Annotated in this window: 17 protein-coding genes; 7 read left to right on the top strand and 10 right to left on the bottom strand. The window is 68.0% G+C overall.

The genetic code is table 11. From position 1 onward, the window contains the following. Window positions 1-284 precede the first annotated feature (284 nt). The gene (locus V5F48_RS02480; protein ID WP_394039742.1) at window positions 285-1,316 is read left to right on the top strand and encodes a DMT family transporter; all 1,032 of its coding nucleotides are present in this window, start codon (window positions 285-287) and stop codon (window positions 1,314-1,316) included. Between the two features lie 231 nt (window positions 1,317-1,547). Here V5F48_RS02480 and V5F48_RS02475 read toward each other — a convergent pair whose 3' ends face one another. From V5F48_RS02475 to V5F48_RS02435, 9 genes are all read right to left on the bottom strand, one after another. Then, window positions 1,548-1,736, bottom strand: a complete 189-nt coding sequence (locus tag V5F48_RS02475; protein ID WP_394039740.1) for a hypothetical protein — start codon at window positions 1,734-1,736, stop codon at window positions 1,548-1,550. A gap of 92 nt (window positions 1,737-1,828) precedes the next feature. After that, window positions 1,829-2,881: a sulfate/molybdate ABC transporter ATP-binding protein gene (locus V5F48_RS02470; RefSeq protein WP_394039738.1), complete on the bottom strand. Its 1,053-nt coding sequence runs from the start codon at window positions 2,879-2,881 to the stop codon at window positions 1,829-1,831. Continuing rightward, on the bottom strand, window positions 2,878-3,801 hold the full coding sequence (cysW, locus tag V5F48_RS02465) for a sulfate ABC transporter permease subunit CysW (RefSeq protein ID WP_394039736.1): 924 nt from the start codon (window positions 3,799-3,801) through the stop codon (window positions 2,878-2,880). The genes V5F48_RS02470 and cysW overlap by 4 nt, the downstream gene beginning before the upstream one ends. Beyond that, the gene (gene cysT, locus V5F48_RS02460; protein ID WP_394039734.1) at window positions 3,798-4,652 is read right to left on the bottom strand and encodes a sulfate ABC transporter permease subunit CysT; all 855 of its coding nucleotides are present in this window, start codon (window positions 4,650-4,652) and stop codon (window positions 3,798-3,800) included. The genes cysW and cysT overlap by 4 nt, the downstream gene beginning before the upstream one ends. Before the next feature lie 88 nt (window positions 4,653-4,740). Next, the gene (locus tag V5F48_RS02455; RefSeq protein WP_394039732.1) at window positions 4,741-5,757 is read right to left on the bottom strand and encodes a sulfate ABC transporter substrate-binding protein; all 1,017 of its coding nucleotides are present in this window, start codon (window positions 5,755-5,757) and stop codon (window positions 4,741-4,743) included. Between the two features lie 114 nt (window positions 5,758-5,871). Then, complete coding sequence (locus tag V5F48_RS02450) at window positions 5,872-6,636, bottom strand: phosphoadenylyl-sulfate reductase (protein WP_394039730.1); 765 nt, start codon at window positions 6,634-6,636, stop codon at window positions 5,872-5,874. 4 nt (window positions 6,637-6,640) lie between these two features. Continuing rightward, on the bottom strand, window positions 6,641-7,144 hold the full coding sequence (locus tag V5F48_RS02445) for a DUF934 domain-containing protein (protein ID WP_394039728.1): 504 nt from the start codon (window positions 7,142-7,144) through the stop codon (window positions 6,641-6,643). Further along, window positions 7,131-8,786 (bottom strand): nitrite/sulfite reductase, encoded by a 1,656-nt coding sequence (locus V5F48_RS02440; protein WP_394039726.1) that lies wholly within the window; start codon window positions 8,784-8,786, stop codon window positions 7,131-7,133. The genes V5F48_RS02445 and V5F48_RS02440 overlap by 14 nt, the downstream gene beginning before the upstream one ends. A 40-nt stretch (window positions 8,787-8,826) precedes the next feature. Next, a complete protein-coding gene (locus V5F48_RS02435; RefSeq protein WP_394039724.1) occupies window positions 8,827-9,141 on the bottom strand; it encodes a DUF2849 domain-containing protein in 315 nt (104 codons plus the stop codon). Between the two features lie 322 nt (window positions 9,142-9,463). Between V5F48_RS02435 and cysD the strand changes: the two genes are divergently transcribed. The 6 genes from cysD to V5F48_RS02405 all read left to right on the top strand — a co-directional run bounded on the left by cysD (window position 9,464) and on the right by V5F48_RS02405 (window position 15,911). After that, window positions 9,464-10,258 (top strand): sulfate adenylyltransferase subunit CysD, encoded by a 795-nt coding sequence (gene cysD / locus V5F48_RS02430; RefSeq protein WP_394039722.1) that lies wholly within the window; start codon window positions 9,464-9,466, stop codon window positions 10,256-10,258. A 52-nt stretch (window positions 10,259-10,310) separates the two neighbouring features. Further along, the gene (gene cysC / locus V5F48_RS02425) at window positions 10,311-12,260 is read left to right on the top strand and encodes an adenylyl-sulfate kinase (RefSeq protein WP_394039720.1); all 1,950 of its coding nucleotides are present in this window, start codon (window positions 10,311-10,313) and stop codon (window positions 12,258-12,260) included. Between the two features lie 165 nt (window positions 12,261-12,425). After that, window positions 12,426-13,235 carry an enoyl-CoA hydratase/isomerase family protein gene (locus tag V5F48_RS02420; protein WP_394039718.1) on the top strand — a complete coding sequence of 270 codons (810 nt, stop codon included), beginning with the start codon at window positions 12,426-12,428 and terminating at the stop codon, window positions 13,233-13,235. Window positions 13,236-13,673: 438 nt separating this feature from the next. After that, window positions 13,674-14,699: a GntR family transcriptional regulator gene (locus tag V5F48_RS02415; protein ID WP_394039716.1), complete on the top strand. Its 1,026-nt coding sequence runs from the start codon at window positions 13,674-13,676 to the stop codon at window positions 14,697-14,699. Window positions 14,700-14,983: 284 nt separating this feature from the next. Continuing rightward, entirely contained in the window at window positions 14,984-15,112 is a 129-nt protein-coding gene (locus tag V5F48_RS02410) for a hypothetical protein (protein ID WP_394039714.1), read from the top strand. A 259-nt stretch (window positions 15,113-15,371) separates the two neighbouring features. After that, complete coding sequence (locus tag V5F48_RS02405; protein ID WP_394039712.1) at window positions 15,372-15,911, top strand: hypothetical protein; 540 nt, start codon at window positions 15,372-15,374, stop codon at window positions 15,909-15,911. Between the two features lie 146 nt (window positions 15,912-16,057). Here V5F48_RS02405 and V5F48_RS02400 read toward each other — a convergent pair whose 3' ends face one another. Further along, window positions 16,058-16,480 (bottom strand): SufE family protein, encoded by a 423-nt coding sequence (locus tag V5F48_RS02400; protein ID WP_394039710.1) that lies wholly within the window; start codon window positions 16,478-16,480, stop codon window positions 16,058-16,060. Window positions 16,481-16,492: the final 12 nt, after the last annotated feature.

Below are 16,492 nucleotides of genomic sequence, written 5' to 3'. Positions count from 1 at the left end.
AAATGCGGCTCTGAAATGCGGCGCCAAGGTGGCCGGGGCATGCGGCGTGCGAAGGGCTCGGGCGCGAGCCATCGGGATTCCGCAAGGCGCGATTTACCTGAAATCAGCTACATCTGGTTCACCTAATCGATGAGGTGCGGACGAGACGTTCGCGCCGTGGGAGCAAACCCCAAGAGGTCGATCGTGAGCCTGCCCCAGGCCGCCGTGCGCCTGCGCTTCGGCGACAGCTGTCCTGCCGCCCTGTCCGCCTCTCCCGTCGCCGGCTGTCCGGCGGGGGGCGCGGCATGAACCGTCTTCCGCAATCGGCGAAGCCGGACTCCGCCCACCCGGCGGCGGCGAAGCCGGCCATGTCGGGGACGGTGAAGGGGCTGGTCGCCATGGCCCTCTCCATGGCGCTCTTCGTCACCAACGATACCTTCCTCAAGCTCTCCATCCGGGAAATCCCGCTCGGGGAGGCGCTCGGCCTGCGCTCGTTTCTGGCCGGCATCGTGCTGTTCATGCTGATCGTGCGGGCCGGGGATCTGCCGGCCCTGCGCTATGCCTTCCACCCCCGGGTGGTGATGCGCTCCACGCTCGATACGCTGACCACCTTCGTCTATGTGGCGGCGCTGTCGGTGATGGCCATCGCGTCGTCCACGACGATCTATATGGCAACGCCGCTCATCACCACGGCTTTGGCCGTGCCCATGCTGGGCGAGAAGGTGGGCTGGCGCAGCTGGTGCGCCATCGTGGTCGGCTTCTGCGGCGCGGTGATCGTGACCCGGCCGGACCCCTCCACCTTCGAGGCCATCGCCATCCTGCCGCTGCTCGCCGCCCTCTTCGGCGCGATCCGGGACGTGTCGACCCGCGGCATCGGCCGGGAGATTCCGGGCACGGTGGTGGGTTTTTCCGGCACGCTTGTCCTGTGTGCCACCGCTGCGGTGTTCATGGCCTGGGAGAGCTGGACGCTGCCGTCGGTGACGGTCATGGCCTATATCGTCGCCTCGGGCGTGGCGTTTGCCGGTGGCACCCTGTGCCTCGTCTTCGCCTTCCGCAACGCGCCGGTCGCCTCGGTGTCGCCCCTGCGCTACCTGCTGGTGTTTGGCGCGCTGGTATCGGGCTATTTCGTCTTCGGCGACCTGCCGGATGCGTGGACCACCGTGGGCATGGCGCTGGTGGTGGGCGCGGGCCTCTATGCGGTGCACCGCGAGCACGTGAAGAGCCGCGCCGCGCGCCGCGCCGCCGCTCCAGCCGCTGTTCCAGCCGCCGTTCCAGGTCTGGGCGCCGCCGCACCCGGTTGCCGGCCGGCTGCAGCCTGCGCGCCCGCGCGGGACTGATGAGCCGCCGGGAGCGGTCTTCGACCGATGCCCGGTGGCAGGCTCGCTCAAGAGCGTTTTCGAGCGAAGTGGATACTGGTTCGTGTAAAGAAAATGCGTAAACTCAACGACCTAGAGCATTTCCTCGATTCAGTGAAACGGGGAAATGCTCTAGGCGGCCTTGTTCCGCTGGGCTCCGGCCTCCAGCTTTTTTGCGCCTTCAGCCTTGCTTGCACGTTCAGCCCTGAACGTTCAGCCTTGCCTGGGCCGGTAGTCGCCGGTGACGGGATCGCGCTCCAGCGGCACGGCTTTCATGTCACCCGCTTCTGACGCGCGATGGCGATCCAGCGCCCCGTTGATGCGGCGTGTCTCGGCGGCAATCACCTTGGCCAGGGCGGCGGCGCCGAGGGCACCCAGCGCGACGATGAGGAACGGGGGCACGGGTTTTCTCCCTTCAGGCCTCCGGGACGGACGCCTGAAGCAGTCTCACCATACGCCCATGGCGAAAAATCGTCGCGCGGCTCCGGCCTGCCTCACTGCGCCGCCTGCGGGAACACCTTGTAGCGGCGGGGCAGCAGGCCCACCCTGGTGCCCGGCTCCAGCGTCTGGCCGTGGGGAACCGCCGCTTCCACCACCACGGGGCCGCCGGTGCTGGTCAGCTCCACATCCGCGCGGCGGGTGGGGCCGAAGGTGCGCACGGCCAGCACCTTGCCGGCGAAGGGCGTGGTGCCCGGATCGGCCAGGTCCACATCATGCGGGCGGGCGAGGATGCGCGCCGGGCCGTCGGCCACCCCCTGCGGGTCGAGGCCCAGTGCGTGGGTGCCGAAGAAGAGCGCGCCGCCGCGCACCTCGCCGGGCAGGGCGATGGTCTCGCCGATGAAGTCGTGCACGAAGGCGGTGGCGGGATTGTCGTAGACCTCGGCGGGGGAGCCGACCTGCTCGATCTTGCCGTGGCCCATCACCACCACCCGGTCGGCGAGTTCCAGCGCCTCCTCCTGGTCATGGGTGACGAGAACCGAGGTCACCGGCAGTTCCTCATGCAGGTGGCGCAGCCAGCGCCGCAACTCCTTGCGCACCTTGGCGTCGAGCGCGCCGAACGGCTCGTCGAGCAACAGCACCTTGGGCGAGATGGCGAGCGCGCGGGCGAGGGCCACGCGCTGACGCTGGCCGCCGGACAGCTGGGAGGGATAGCGCTCGGCCAGCCAGTCGATCTGGACGAGGGAAAGCAGCTCGTTGACCTTCTCGCGGATGGCGGCTTCCGGCAGCTTGTTGGCGCCGCGGCGCACGCGCAGGCCGAAGGCCACGTTCTCGAACACGTTCATGTGCCGGAACAGGGCATAGTGCTGGAACACGAAGCCCACGTTGCGCTCGCGCACGGAGCGCGACAGGGCATCCTCGCCGTCGAAGCGCACCTCACCCGTGTCCGGCCATTCGAGGCCGGCGATGATGCGCAGCAGCGTGGTCTTGCCCGAGCCGGACGGGCCGAGCAGGGCCACAAGCTCGCCCGAGCGGATGGTGAGGCTCACATTGTCGAGCGCGGTGAAGGTCTTGAAGCGCTTGGTGACGCCAACCACGTCGATGGTCATCGGTCTTCCTCGGCGAGGCGGTGTTCCAGGATGGCTTTGGCGACGAGGGTCACCAGCGCCAGCAATGCCAGCAGCGACGCCACCGCGAAGGAAGCAACGAACTGGTACTCGTTATAAAGGATCTCGATGTGCAGCGGCATGGTGTTGGTGAGCCCGCGCACATGGCCGGACACCACCGAGACCGCACCGAATTCGCCCATGGCGCGGGCGTTGCACAGCAGCACGCCATACAGCAGCGCCCATTTCACATTGGGCAGGGTGACGCGGAAGAAGGTGGATAGGCCCGACGCCCCCAGCGAGATGGCCGCCTCTTCCTCCGAGGTGCCCTGCTCCTGCATCAGCGGGATCAGTTCGCGCGCCACGAAGGGGAAGGTGACGAAGATGGTGGCGAGCACGATGCCCGGCAGGGCGAAGATGATTCTGATGTCCCACGCCTGAAGATAGGCGGCGAACAGGCCCTGGGCACCGAACAGCAGCACGTAGATGAGGCCGGCCACCACCGGGGAGACCGAGAAAGGCAGGTCGATGAGGGTGATGAGCAGGCTCTTGCCCGGAAACTCGAACTTGGCGATGGCCCAGGAGGCCACCAGCCCGAACAGCAGGTTCGCCGTCACCGAGATGGCCGCCACGATGAGGGTGAGGCGGATGGCGGCGAGGGCGTCGGGCTCGATGATGGCCGCCACATAGGCCGCCCAGCCGCGCCGGAACGCCTCGTAGAACACGCTCACCAGCGGCAGGCCGATGAACAGGCCGAGGAAGGCCAGCGCCACCAGGATAAGGGCGATGCGCACGGCGCGCGGCTCGGTGCGCACCGGCCGCCCGCCATGATGGGCATAGGTATGGGATTGCGCCAGCGCCGGGGGCAGGCCCTCGCTGGCGCCGTGGATCGTGGTCTGGACGGGGTGGTCGAGCGCGCTCATGCGTTGCGTCCCCCCCGCAGTTCCGCCCAGCGCTGCAGGCGGTTGATGACGAGCAGGAGCAGGAAGGAGGCCACCAGCATCACGGTGGCGATGGCGGTGGCGTCCGCATAGCGGAACTCCTCCAGCCGGATGACGATGAGCAGCGGCGCGATCTCCGACACCCCCGGCAGGTTGCCGGCGATGAAGATCACGGAGCCGTATTCGCCCACCGCCCGGGCGAAGGCGAGGGCGAAGCCCGTGAGCAGCGCCGGCCAGATGGAGGGCAGCACCACCTTGACGAGGGTCTGGATGCGGCTGGCACCGAGACTGGCGGCGGCCTCCTCCAGCTCCTGGTCGAGGTCTGCCAGCACCGGCTGCACCGTGCGCACCACGAACGGCAGGCCGATGAAGACGAGGGCCACCACGATGCCCAGCGGCGTGAACGACACCTGGATCCCGAGCGGCGCCAGCAGGGAGCCTACCCATCCGTTCTCGGCATAGAGCGCGGTCAGCGCGATGCCCGCCACCGCGGTGGGCAGGGCGAAGGGGATGTCGATGAGGGCGTCCACCACCTTCTTGAAGGGGAAGTCGTAGCGCACCAGCACCCACACCACGATGGCGCCGAACACCACGTTCACCAGCGCCGCCACCAGCGCCAGCCCGAACGACACCTGCAACGCGTGCAGGGTGCGGGCGGCGGTGACGATGGCGATGAAGCGATCGAAGGTGAGTTCGCTGGTCTTGATGAACAGGGCCGACAGGGGCAGCAGCACGATGAGGCCAAGCCAGGTCAGGGTCAGCCCCATGGTGAGGCCGAAGCCGGGGATGACGCTCTGCCGCCTAAAGGCGATGCGGGACGAAGAGGCGCTCATGAGGATTTATAAACTCTGGCAGAGATCGCGTCTCGGTGTCCCGGAAACGGCCGCCGCCGGGAGGGGCGACGGCCGCGGTGATGAAGGCTCAGTTGCCGGTGATCTGATCGAACACGCCGCCGTCGGCGAAGTGGGTCTTCTGGGCCTTCTGCCAGCCGCCGAACACCTGATCGATGGTGAACAGCTCCACCGGGGCGAACTTGTCCTTGAACCTGGCCGCCACCGCCTCGTTGCGCGGGCGGTAATAGTGCTTGGCGGCGATTTCCTGGCCCTGGGGCGTGTAGAGGAACTTCAGATAGGCCTCGGCGGTGGCGCGGGTGCCCTTCTTGTCCACCACCTTGTCCACCACCGCCACCGGCGGCTCGGCCAGGATGGAGACGGAGGGGGTGATGATGTCGAACTTGTCGGGCCCCAGCTCGTTGACCGAGAGATAGGCCTCGTTCTCCCAGGCGATCAGCACGTCGCCGATGCCGCGCTCCACGAAGGTGACGGTGGAGCCGCGGGCGCCGGTGTCGAGCACCGGGGCATTCTTGAACAGCGCCTTCACGAACTCCTTGGCCTTGGCTTCGTCGCCGCCGCTCTTCTTGAGCGCATAGCCCCATGCGGCGAGATAGTTCCAGCGGGCGCCGCCGGAGGTCTTCGGGTTGGGCGTGACGATCTTGATGCCGGGCTTCACCAGGTCGTCCCAGTCCTTGATGCCCTTGGGATTGCCCTTGCGCACCAGGAACACGATGGTGGAGGTGTAGGGCGCCGCATTGTCCGGCAGGCGCTTCTGCCAGTCGGGAGCCAGCTGGCCGCGCTCGGCGATGGCGTCGATGTCGTAGGCGAGCGCCAGCGTCACCACGTCCGCCTCCAGCCCGTCGATGACCGAGCGCGCCTGCTTGCCCGAGCCGCCGTGGGACTGGTTGATCTTCAGCGTGTCGCCGGGATGGGCCTTCAGCCACTCGGCCGAGAACGCCTTGTTCACTTCCACATACAGCTCGCGGGTGGGATCGTAGGACACGTTGAGCAGCGTGGTGTCGGCGGCGACGGCCGCGCCGGCCGAAAGGGCCAGAGCCGTGATGGCACCCAGCGAACTGCGCAGGAAAGAGCGGCGAGACGACATGGGAGCCTCCAGCGAAGTTCATCCGGCAAACGGATCGTTTGTTCGATAAAACAAACGATGGCACTGGCCTCGCGAAGGGTCAACACCTTTTATCACAAAATCGATGGAATTAAATTATTTCCCATCGCCCACATGGATACCGCATTCGGTCTTGGATTTTCCGCGCCAGCGGCCGGCGCGCGGGTCCTCCCCCGGCTTCACCCGTGAGGTGCAGGGCATGCAGCCGATGGAGGGAAAGCCGAACTTCTCCATGGGGTGCCGCGGCAAGGCGTGGGCCTCCATGTAGGCGAGCAGATCCTCGCGACCGAGCGCCGCCAGCGGGTTGAACTTCACCCGCGCCCCGTCCTCTTCCACGAAGGGAATGTCGGCGCGGGTCGACGCCTGGTAGCGCTTGCGCCCGTTGATCCAGGCCGCATAGGGGCCGAGCGCGCGGGCCAGCGGCTCCACCTTGCGCAGGCCGCAGCAGGCATCCGGATCATCCGCCCACAGGGCCTTCTCGGGATCGCGCGCGGCGAGCGCCACAGGATCCGGGGAGAAGGTGAGGACCTGCGTCAGCCCGAGCTGGCCGATGAGGGTGTCGCGATAGGCCAGCGTTTCCTCAAACAGGTGGCCGGTATCGAGGAAGAGCACCGGCGTCGCTTTGTCCACCTGCGCGATCATGTGCAGCAGCACCGCCGATTCCGTCCCGAAGGAGGAGACGGCGGCGATGCGGCCCGGAAAGGCGGCAAGGCCCGCGGCGATGACTTCCAGCGGCGACGCGGACCTGAGCTTGGCATCGAGCGCCGCCACGTCGAACCCGGACGCGTTCAGGGTGTGCTCGGCGTGCGTCACAAGGTCGAACGGGGCAGGGGGGAGGCTGGCGCTGGGGCTGGCTGTCATGGGACTATCCCCCTGTGGCCGCCGATGCCGTGCGGGCATCGCGGACGGTGGGGCGCTGGTCGCCCGTGGGCTGGTAGAAGACGGAATAGGTGGCCACCGCCTTGCCGAACGCCTCCACGTCCGCCGCCTTCTCCAGGGCAAAGGCGTCGAAGCCGGCGCGCACCATCATCAGCACCTGGTCGCGCAGCACGTTGCCCACGGCGCGCAGCTCGCCCTTGTAGCCGTAGCGCTCGCGCAGCAGCCGGGCCTGGCTGTAGGCGCGCCCGTCCCGGAACTTGGGGAAGGCGAGGGTGACCAGCGACAGCCGCGACAGGAAGGGCTGAAGCTCGGCCACATCCTTGTCGTTGGGCCAGGCGACGCCGATCTCGCCGTTGCGGGCGAGGAGGGCCGGGCCATCCGCCAGCAGGCGCGCGGCGGAGACGATCACCGGCCCGTCGGGCAGAGGGTCGCCGTCGGCGACGGTGACGAAGAGGTCGGCGGCGGGCGCCCCGGTCTTAACGAGGGGCATAGGCGCGCTCCTTGAAAGGCTCGATTCCCAGGCGCTCCACCGCCGCCACGAAGGTCTCGGCGGGCGAGGTGCGCAGATCGAGATAGGTATCGACCAGGCTTTCCACCACGTCCACGATCTCGCTTTCGGCGACGGCCGGGCCGATCAGCTCGCCGATGCGGGCCTTGGAATTGCCCTTGCCGCCCAGGGTGATCTGGAAGAACTCCTCGTCCTTCTTCTCCACGCCCAGAATGCCGATGTGGCCCACATGGTGGTGGCCGCAGGCATTGATGCAGCCGGAAATGTTCACATGCAGCCGGCCGATGTCGGCGATGCGCGCCTCATCGGCGAAGCGCTCGGTGAGCTTCTGCGCGATGGGGATGGAGCGGGTATTGGCCAGCGCGCAATAATCGAGGCCGGGGCAGGAGATGATGTCGGTGATGAGGCCCACGTTCGGGGTGGCGACGCCGATCTCCTTCAGCTTCGCCCACAGCGCCGGCAGGTCCTTCTGCCGCACATAGGGGAAGGTGAGGTTCTGCTCGTGGGCGACGCGGATTTCGCCATAGGCATACTGGTCGGCGAGGTCGGCGATGGCGTCCATCTGGTCCGCAGTCGCATCGCCGGGCGGGGCGCCCACGGGCTTCAGCGAGAGCGTGACGATGGCGTGCCCCTTCGCCTTGTGGGGCGCCACGGAATTGGCGTGCCAGCGGGCGAAGGCGGCGTCGGTGGCGAGCGCGCGGGAAAGCTCCGCGGGCGCATCGTCCAGCCCCTCGAGGTCCGGCAGCTGGAAGCGGTCGCGGATGGCGTCGAGGGCGGCTTCGTCCAGCTTCAGGGCGCCGTCGCGGATCTCGGCCCATTCGGCCTCCACCTTCTTGGCGAAGGCCTCGGCGCCCATCTCGTGCACCTGGATCTTGATGCGCGCCTTGTAGATGTTGTCGCGCCGGCCGCCCAGATTATAGGTGCGCAGCACCGCCTCCAGATAGGAGAGCAGGTGCTCCTTCGGCAGGAAGTCCTTGATGGTCTTGCCGATGAAGGGCGAGCGCCCGAGCCCGCCGCCCACCATCACCTCGAAGCCGGTCTCGCCGTCGCGCTTGTGGAGGCGCAGGCCGATGTCGTGCACGCGGATGGCAGCGCGATCATGCCTGGCCGCCGTGATGGCGATCTTGAACTTGCGCGGCAGGTAGGTGAATTCCGGGTGCAGGGTGGACCACTGCCGGATCACCTCCGCATAGAGGCGCGGGTCCTCCACCTCGTCCGCCGCCGCGCCGGCCCAGGGGTCGGTGGTGGTGTTGCGGATGCAGTTGCCGGAGGTCTGCAGGCCGTGGATGCCCACCTTGGCAAGGTCCGCCATGGCGTCCGGCAACTCGTTCAGCTTGATCCAGTTGAACTGGATGTTCTGCCGCGTGGTGAAATGGCCGTAGCCGCGATCATACGTGCGGGCCACGGCGCCGAGCGCGCGCAACTGCTGCGACGACAGGGTGCCGTAGGGAATGCACACCCGCAGCATGTAGGCGTGGAGCTGCAGGTAGACGCCGTTCATGAGGCGGAGCGGCTTGAACTCCTCCTCGTTCAGCTCACCCGACAGGCGGCGCGCCACCTGGTCGCGGAACTCGGCGACGCGCTCCTCGAGGAAGGTGCGATCGAACTCGTCATAGACGTACATGAGGCCTACTCGCTTGGGCGTCGGGGACCCTTAAGGGATCTCAGGCGGCGCCGGGCAGGGAAATGGTGGGGCCTGAAACGCGGATGCGCTCGCGCAAATTGGCCGGTTGAGGCGTGCCGTCGTCCGCCAGGATCACGCCGGCGGAATAGGCGCCGACCGCGGTGTTCTCGTCCGCATGGGCGATGTCGAGCAGCTCCAGCACCGCGTCGCTGGTGGTGCCCACCGCGGCGTCGGCGATGGTCTCGCTCCAGCCCCCGGCAGCGGTGAGCCACACCGAAACGCCGTCCGCGAGGCGGTTGGCGGTCACCACCGTCGGTCCGCTGATCTTGAGCTTGCGCTGCAAGGGGGAGGTCATGAAAGCCACTCCGCGCGCCCGATTTCCCATCTCACAGCGGGAGAGCGCTAAATAATCCAGTTGACGTGTGTCTTAAGCTAAATTACCGATCAAAAATGCGCAATATGAAAATAACCGCTTCTCGTCAATGTAAATTCTACCAGTTTGGTAGACTTTAAATGTCGCCCGCCGTCTGTGGCGCCCGGACCCGGGCGCGGTCAAGGCGGAAAGGGAGGGGCGGTTCTGGTTTGGATTGGCGCCGGGCCGGCGTGTCCCGCTTCAGCGGGCAGACGCAGGCCGGGGCAGACCGGCGCCTTCAGCGGCGCCACGAAGGAATGACGTCATGACGCGTCTCGATGCGCTGGAAGCGCAGAGCATCTTCATCTTCCGCGAGGCCTTCGCCCAGCTGCGCAAGATTGCCATCCTGTGGTCGCTGGGCAAGGATTCCAACGTGATGGTCCACCTGGCGCGGAAGGCCTTCTTCGGCCGCCTCCCGTTCCCGGCCATGCATGTGGATACCCACCGCAAGTTCGCGGAGATGTACGCCTTCCGCGATCATTACGCCAAGGAATGGGAACTCGACCTCATCGTCGAGGACTGCCCGCCCATCGAGAGCACCGACCCCACCCTGCCCCCCGCCGCCCGTTCCGCCGCCCGCAAGACGGAAGGGCTGCGCATGGCGCTGGCCAAGCACGGCTTCGACGGCGTCATCGCCGGCATCCGCCGCGACGAGGAGCCGACCCGGGCCAAGGAGCGCTTCTTCTCGCCACGCGGCACCGACGGCGCCTGGAACGTGCGCGAGCAGCCCCCGGAATTCTGGGACCAGTACAACACCGCCTTGACCCCCGGCGCCCATGTGCGCATCCATCCCATCCTGCATTGGACCGAGATGGACATCTGGGCCTACACCCAGCGCGAGGGCATCCCGGTGATCCCGCTGTATTTCTCCAAGGACGGCAAGCGCTACCGCTCGCTGGGCGACCAGGACATCACCAGCCCGGTGGAGTCGGAAGCCTCCACGCTGGACGAGATCCTGGCAGAGCTCGCCATCACCAAGACCTCCGAGCGCTCGGGCCGCGCCATGGACCACGAATCCGAGGACGCCTTCGAGCGCCTGCGCACCGCCGGCTACCTGTGAGGCCAGCCAGCCACGCGCGCCGCCTCCCGAGATTTTGAAGAGATCATTGCCCATGTCCGCTACTTCGTCCGCTTCCTCGTCTGCCACTTCGCCCGCCGTGCCGCCGGACGCGTCCCCCTCCGTGCCGGCGGCAAAAGAGCGTGAGCTTCTGCGCATCGTCATCGTCGGCCATGTGGACCATGGGAAGTCCACCCTGGTCGGCCGCCTGCTGCACGAGACCGGCTCGTTGCCCGACGGCAAGCTGGAGATGCTGAAGGAGGTCTCCGCCCGCCGCGGCATGCCGTTCGAGTGGTCGTTCCTGCTGGACGCGCTGCAGACCGAGCGCGACCAGGGCATCACGGTGGACACCAGCCAGATCCGCTTCAAGACCGCCCAGCGCGACTATGTGCTCATCGATGCGCCCGGCCATGTGGAATTCCTGCGCAACATGGTCACCGGCGCCGCCCAGGCCGATGCCGCCGTGCTGCTGGTGGATGCGGGGGAGGGCGTGCGCGAGCAGACGCGCCGCCATGCCTTCCTGCTGCACCTGCTCGGCCTGCGGCAGGTGGCGGTGGTGGTGAACAAGATGGACCGCGTGGCCTTCGACCAGGAGGCGTTCGCGGCCATCGAGGAGGATGTGAGCGCCTATCTCGGCGGCTTCGGCCTGCGCCCCACCTTCGTCATCCCGGTTTCGGCCCGCGACGGCGACTTCATCTCCGAGCGCACCGCGCGCCTGCCCTGGTATTCCGGCCCCACGGTGGTGGAGGCTCTGGACGCCTTCACCGCGCCGCCGAGCCTGTCCGACCAGCCGCTGCGCTTCCCCATCCAGGCGGTCTACAAGTTCGACGAGCGGCGCATCCTCGCCGGGCGCATCGAAAGCGGGCGCCTCTCGGTGGGCGACGAGCTGGCCTTCGAGCCGTCGGGCGCCACCGCGCGGGTGAAGTCCATCGAGGCGTGGCCCGGCCCGGGGCCGACCACGGTGGAGGCCGGCCAGTCGGTGGGCATCACCCTCGACAAGGACATCTTCGTCACCCGCGGCGACATCGCCGCCCATGGCGACCAGCGCCCGCGCGCCGCCAAAAGCCTGAAGGTGCGCCTGTTCTGGCTCGACGACGCGCCGCTGAAGGCGGGCGACCCGGTGGTGGTGCGCCTGTCCACCGCCGCGGCGCCGGGCGTGGTCTCGGCGGTGACCAGCGCGGTGGACCCCGCCAACCTTGTCACCGAGGGGCAGGCGAGCCTCGGCCGCAACCATGTGGGCGAGGTGGAAATCACCCTGCGCCAGGCCCTGCCGGCCGATCCCTATCACCTCATCGCCTTCACCGGCCGGGTGGTGGTGGAGCGCGAGCGGCGCATCTGCGGCGGCGGCATCATCCTGCACGCGGCCCGCGAGGCCCGGCTGGAGGCGCCGAAGCGCGGCCCGGTGGTGGCGGTGGATTCGGCCGTCACCCCGGCGGAGCGGGTCACGCGCTTCCATCACCAGGGCGCGGTTCTGTGGCTCACCGGGCTGCCGGCCTCCGGCAAGTCCACCGTGGCGCGGGCCCTGGAGCGGCGCCTGTTCGACCTCGGCGGTTCGCCGGTCTATTTGGATGGCGACACCCTGCGCACCGGGCTGAATGCGGACCTCGGCTTCTCGCCGCAGGAGCGCTCGGAGAACATCCGCCGCGTGGCCCACATGGCCGGCTTCCTCGCCCGCAACGGCCATATCGCCATCGTCGCCTTGGTGTCGCCCACGCGCGCCGACCGGGAGCAGGCGCGGGAGGTGGGCGCGCGCTTCTTCCACGAGGTGTTCATCCGCGCCCCGCTGGAGGTGTGCGAGAGCCGCGATCCCAAGGGCCATTACGCCAAGGCCCGCAAGGGCGAGATTGCCAGCTTCACTGGCATTTCCGCGCCCTATGAGGAGCCGGAGGCGCCCGAGCTGGTGCTCGACACCACCGGCGACATCGCAGCCGCGGTGGCCGCGCTGGAAGCGTATCTGGAAGAGGCCGGCGTGCTGTTCCCGCCGGATACCGATTCGCCGATCTGAGATCGGGGCGTTCGGCACTCCGCGTCGGCGCCGGGCCTGAAAACTCTCGGCCCGGCCGCCTTGTGGCGATGCTCCGGCTTTGGCAGCTTGGCGGTCCCAATCCGCAAGGCCGCCGCCGCATTCCCGCGTGCGGTTCGAGCCGATAAAGCCCGAGGAACGCCCCTGATGAGCGCCCCCACCAGCGCCGCTGACGAAAATCCCATCCGCCTCGACATCGCGGACGGCATCGCCCGCATCCGTTTCAACCGCCCCCATGTGCTGAACGCCATCAACGAGGCGGCGGTGCTGGCCTTCAAGGCGGCGGTGGATCAGGTAGCCAAGGACGAGAGTGTCCGCGTGGTGGTGCTGTCGGGGGAAGGTAGGGCATTCCTGGCCGGCGGGGACGTGGGCCGCTTCCACGAGGCGGGCCGTGACGCGCCGAAGGTGGTCAGCGCCATCATCGATCCGTTCCACCATGCCATCGTCTCGCTCGCCGCCATGCCGGCGCCGGTGATTGCGTGCCTCCATGGCGCGGTGGCGGGCGCGGGCGTCTCGGTGGCGCTGGCCGCCGACCTTGCTATCGCCGCCGACGACATGAAGATGACCCTGGCCTACACCCGCATCGGCACCTCGCCGGACGGCTCGTCCACCTTCTCGCTGCCGCGGGTGGTGGGGCTGCGCAAGGCCATGGAGATCGCCTTGCTCTCCGATACGATCGAGGCGGCGGAGGCGCTGCGGCTGGGGCTTGTGAACAAGGTGGTGCCGGCGGCCGATCTCCAGGCTGAGACGGAGGCGCTGGCGAAGCGCCTCGCGGCCGGGCCGACGCTGGCCTATGGCCGCATCAAGCACCTGCTGCGCGCCTCCTTCAACCACAGCCTGTCGGACCAGCTGAACGCCGAGCGCGATGCCTTCATCGCCAGCGCCGGCACCCACGATTTCGCCGAGGGCGCCACCGCCTTCGTGGAAAAGCGCGCGCCCCGCTTCGAAGGACGGTAGCCCGACCGGACGACCTGCAAGTCCGGCCCGTCGGCTTCCGTCGGCGGGCAGGGGCGATTCAAACCACATAACACATAATAATAATGTTTATTGACGATATTCACTTTCCATATAAAATGACCGGACATGATGGGAAGTGAATTATGACCATAGCACGCGGGCGTGTCCTTCGGGACAGCTTCCTCTTCGTTCTGGCCTACGGCGTTATCGCCGCCGCGGTCGTTTTCGGCTGATCCGCAGCGGCGTTGCTGCGTTGCTGCGCCATGGCCGTCTGTCGGCGGCGGGTGGCCACGCACGCTCCGCGTTCCCCGCCGTTCCTGTCCTTGCCGCGGGTGCGGCATCCCGCGCAAAGCATAAGCCTCTGTCGGGCTTGGCATCTCGCTCCCACTCCGGCACCCTTTCCACCATGGGGCGGATGACAGGGACGATGAAGACGCGATGCGAGACCTGATCCCCGCTGCCGGCAAAGCGGCCGAGACCGGCCGTGAGGCGGCGCGGACCAGCGGCGTCGCGCCCCGCCTGCACGAGCGGGCCTTCGACATTCTGGCGGCACAGATCGTTTCCGGTGCGCTCCGGCCCGGCGAGCGGCTGCTCGAATCCCGGATCGCCGAGCGCTTCGGCATTTCCCGCGCTCCGGCCCGCCAGGCCCTTGCCCGTCTGGAGCAATTGGGCCTCGTGCGCCGCGCCGAGGGCCATGGCTTTGTGGTCGAGCTGCCCATCGGACCCGTGCCGGCCTTTACCGAACAGGCGCCGGCGGGGGATATCCAGCTTGCCCCCGAATCCACCTGGGAGCGCATCTACAAGGAGGTGGAGCACGAGGTGGTCACCCGCAGCGCCTTCGGCGCCTTCCGGGTGGTGGAGAATCACCTCGCCGCCGCTTACGGCGTCAGCCGCACGGTGGCGCGGGAGGCGCTGTCGCGGCTTCACCAGCGCGGGGTCGTGCGCAAGGATGCGCGCCAGCACTGGTATGCGCCGGCATTGACCCCCGCATATGTGGCCGAACTGTTCGAAATGCGCGCCATTCTGGAGCCCGCGGCCCTGCGGCTCGCTGCCCCGCGGCTGCCGCCGGCGACCCTCGCGGCGCTCAAGGGGAACCTCGCCCATGCCATGGCCGCCCCCGAGGCGGTGGACGGCGCGCGCCTGAGCGCGCTGGAGGAGGAATTGCACATCAGCCTGCTGGGCCATTGCGGCAACGCCACCCTCATGGATGCCCTCTCCACCTACCAGACATTGCTGGTGGCCCTGACCTTCCTTTATGACGCCGCCGCCCGCGCCCCCGGCGTGGAGCCGTTCCTGGCCGAGCATCTGGACGTGGCGGAGCGGCTCGCCGCCGGCCATGCGGAAGCGGCGGTGGAGGCGCTCAAGAGCCACCTCGATGGCTCCTTCGCCCGCGCCATGGAGCGCCTGGAGCGGGTACGGCAGGCCCCCGCGCCCGGGCCGCTGCCCTATCTTTCGCCCTTGTAGCGCCGCGCCGCTGTCCCGGGCCACGCCAATGGGCCGTCTGTGACGCGGCAGCCTCGTCTTTTGAGCCAGCTGCTTTTGCGCGGCGGCGGCGTTGGCCCGCTGCAAATAGAGGCCGGTGGGCGGTCACATGGACGTGACGCCCCTCGTTGCTGCGGAGGCGGCACCTATTTGTTGATCCAGACGGGTGGCGCGCGGCACGAACGGGGTTAAGATCAACTTCTTCGTCGGCACAGATCCTGTCTGCTTGCCGACGCTCGTCGCAAGCGTCCTGGAGGAGGATCTCCATGTCCCTCATTGCCGGTTCCGCCCTCGCCCTCGCAGCTCTGGTCGGGGCCATGGTGCTCGCCCAGCTCGCGGCGCGGCAGAAGCAGGCGGTACCCGTGCGCGTGCGGGCGCGCCGCGGCAGCCGTTGAGGCAGCGCCTTTTCCTTTGTCCGAGCGCCCCGCCGGGTCACGCCCTTCGCCGATCTGCCTTCGCCCTTTCGCCGGAATTGCTTTAGACGGAATCGCCTAGAGCGTTTTCGAGCGAAGTGGATACCGGTTCGCGTAAAGAAAACGCGTAAACTCAATGACCTAGAGCATTTCCCCGATTCAGTGAAACGGGGAAATGCTCTAGCGATTCGGTGGCGGGGCGGCCGGCGCGCGCCGGGCTGTCGCGGATAGAGCAAACCCCATGGATACCGACATCGAGATCCGCGTCGAGCGGGTCTCGCAGCTGTTCAATATGCTCGATCCCTTCCCCTTCCGGGAGCGGGATCTCGCCCCCGAGGCCGAGGCGTATATCGTCGCCTGGGCCCGGGAGCTGCCGCGCCGCGCGCCGGTGCGCATCGTCGTGCACCTGCCCGAAACCGAAGCCGCCACCCCCGAGGCGCAGGGCTTGCCCGAGGCGATGCGCCATTATTTCGTGGATCGCGAGGCCGCGGTGTCGGGCGAGCTGGAGGAATTGTTCCGCATCGGGCGGTTGTCGCTCGCCATCGGCTGCGCCGTGCTGGCCTTCTGCCTGGGCGTGGCCGGCCTGATCGGCGAGGGGGCTTTTTCGCGGAACCTGGCGGGATTTGCGGCCGAAGGCCTGCTGATCCTCGGCTGGGTCGCGCTGTGGCGGCCCATGGAGATCTTCCTTTACGACTGGTGGCCCATCGCCCGCCAGCGCAGCCTGTTTCGGCGCCTTGCCGCAGCCGAGGTGGCGGTGCGAAGCGCTGCCCGCCCCGCCTGATCCGAGCGTGGTTGATGGCCGGGCCAAGCGCGGTGCCCAAGTCCAAGCCTTTGCAACGGACACCTTTGCAACGGACACCTTTGCAACGTGCGCCCTTGCAAAACCAAAAAGCGGGAACCGGCCCCGAGGTTCGGGGCCGGGCTGCCTCAGGCGGCGGCGAGGGCCGCGCGGGCGTGGCCGCGGATGCGTTCCACCATGGAGCGCAGGCCGTTGGAGCGCTGCGGCGTCAGGTGACCCTCAAGTCCGATCTGCCGGAACACGCCGAGGATGTCCGTCTCCATGATCTCCTTCGGGCTGTGGCCCGACACGAGATGGAGCAGCACCGCCACCAGACCGCGCACGATGTGCGCGTCCGAATCCCCCTGGAATTCGATGATGGTGCCGGCCGGCGTCTGCTTCAGGTCGGAGATGAGCCACACCTGGCTGGCGCAGCCCTGCACCTTGTTGGTCTCGTTGCGTTCCGCGTCCGGGAAGGCGGGCAGATTCTTGCCCAGTTCGATGACGTGCCGGTAGCGGTCTTCCCAATTGTCCAGGAATTCAAAATCGGCAATGAGGTCGTTTGCATTCATGAGGCCAATTCC

Origin of the sequence: Xanthobacter autotrophicus ATCC 700552, assembly GCF_043194565.1 — a bacterium.
In the GTDB taxonomy this organism is placed as follows: Bacteria; Pseudomonadota; Alphaproteobacteria; order Rhizobiales; family Xanthobacteraceae; genus Xanthobacter; species Xanthobacter autotrophicus_F.
This window is presented reverse-complemented; position numbering and strand designations above follow the sequence as displayed.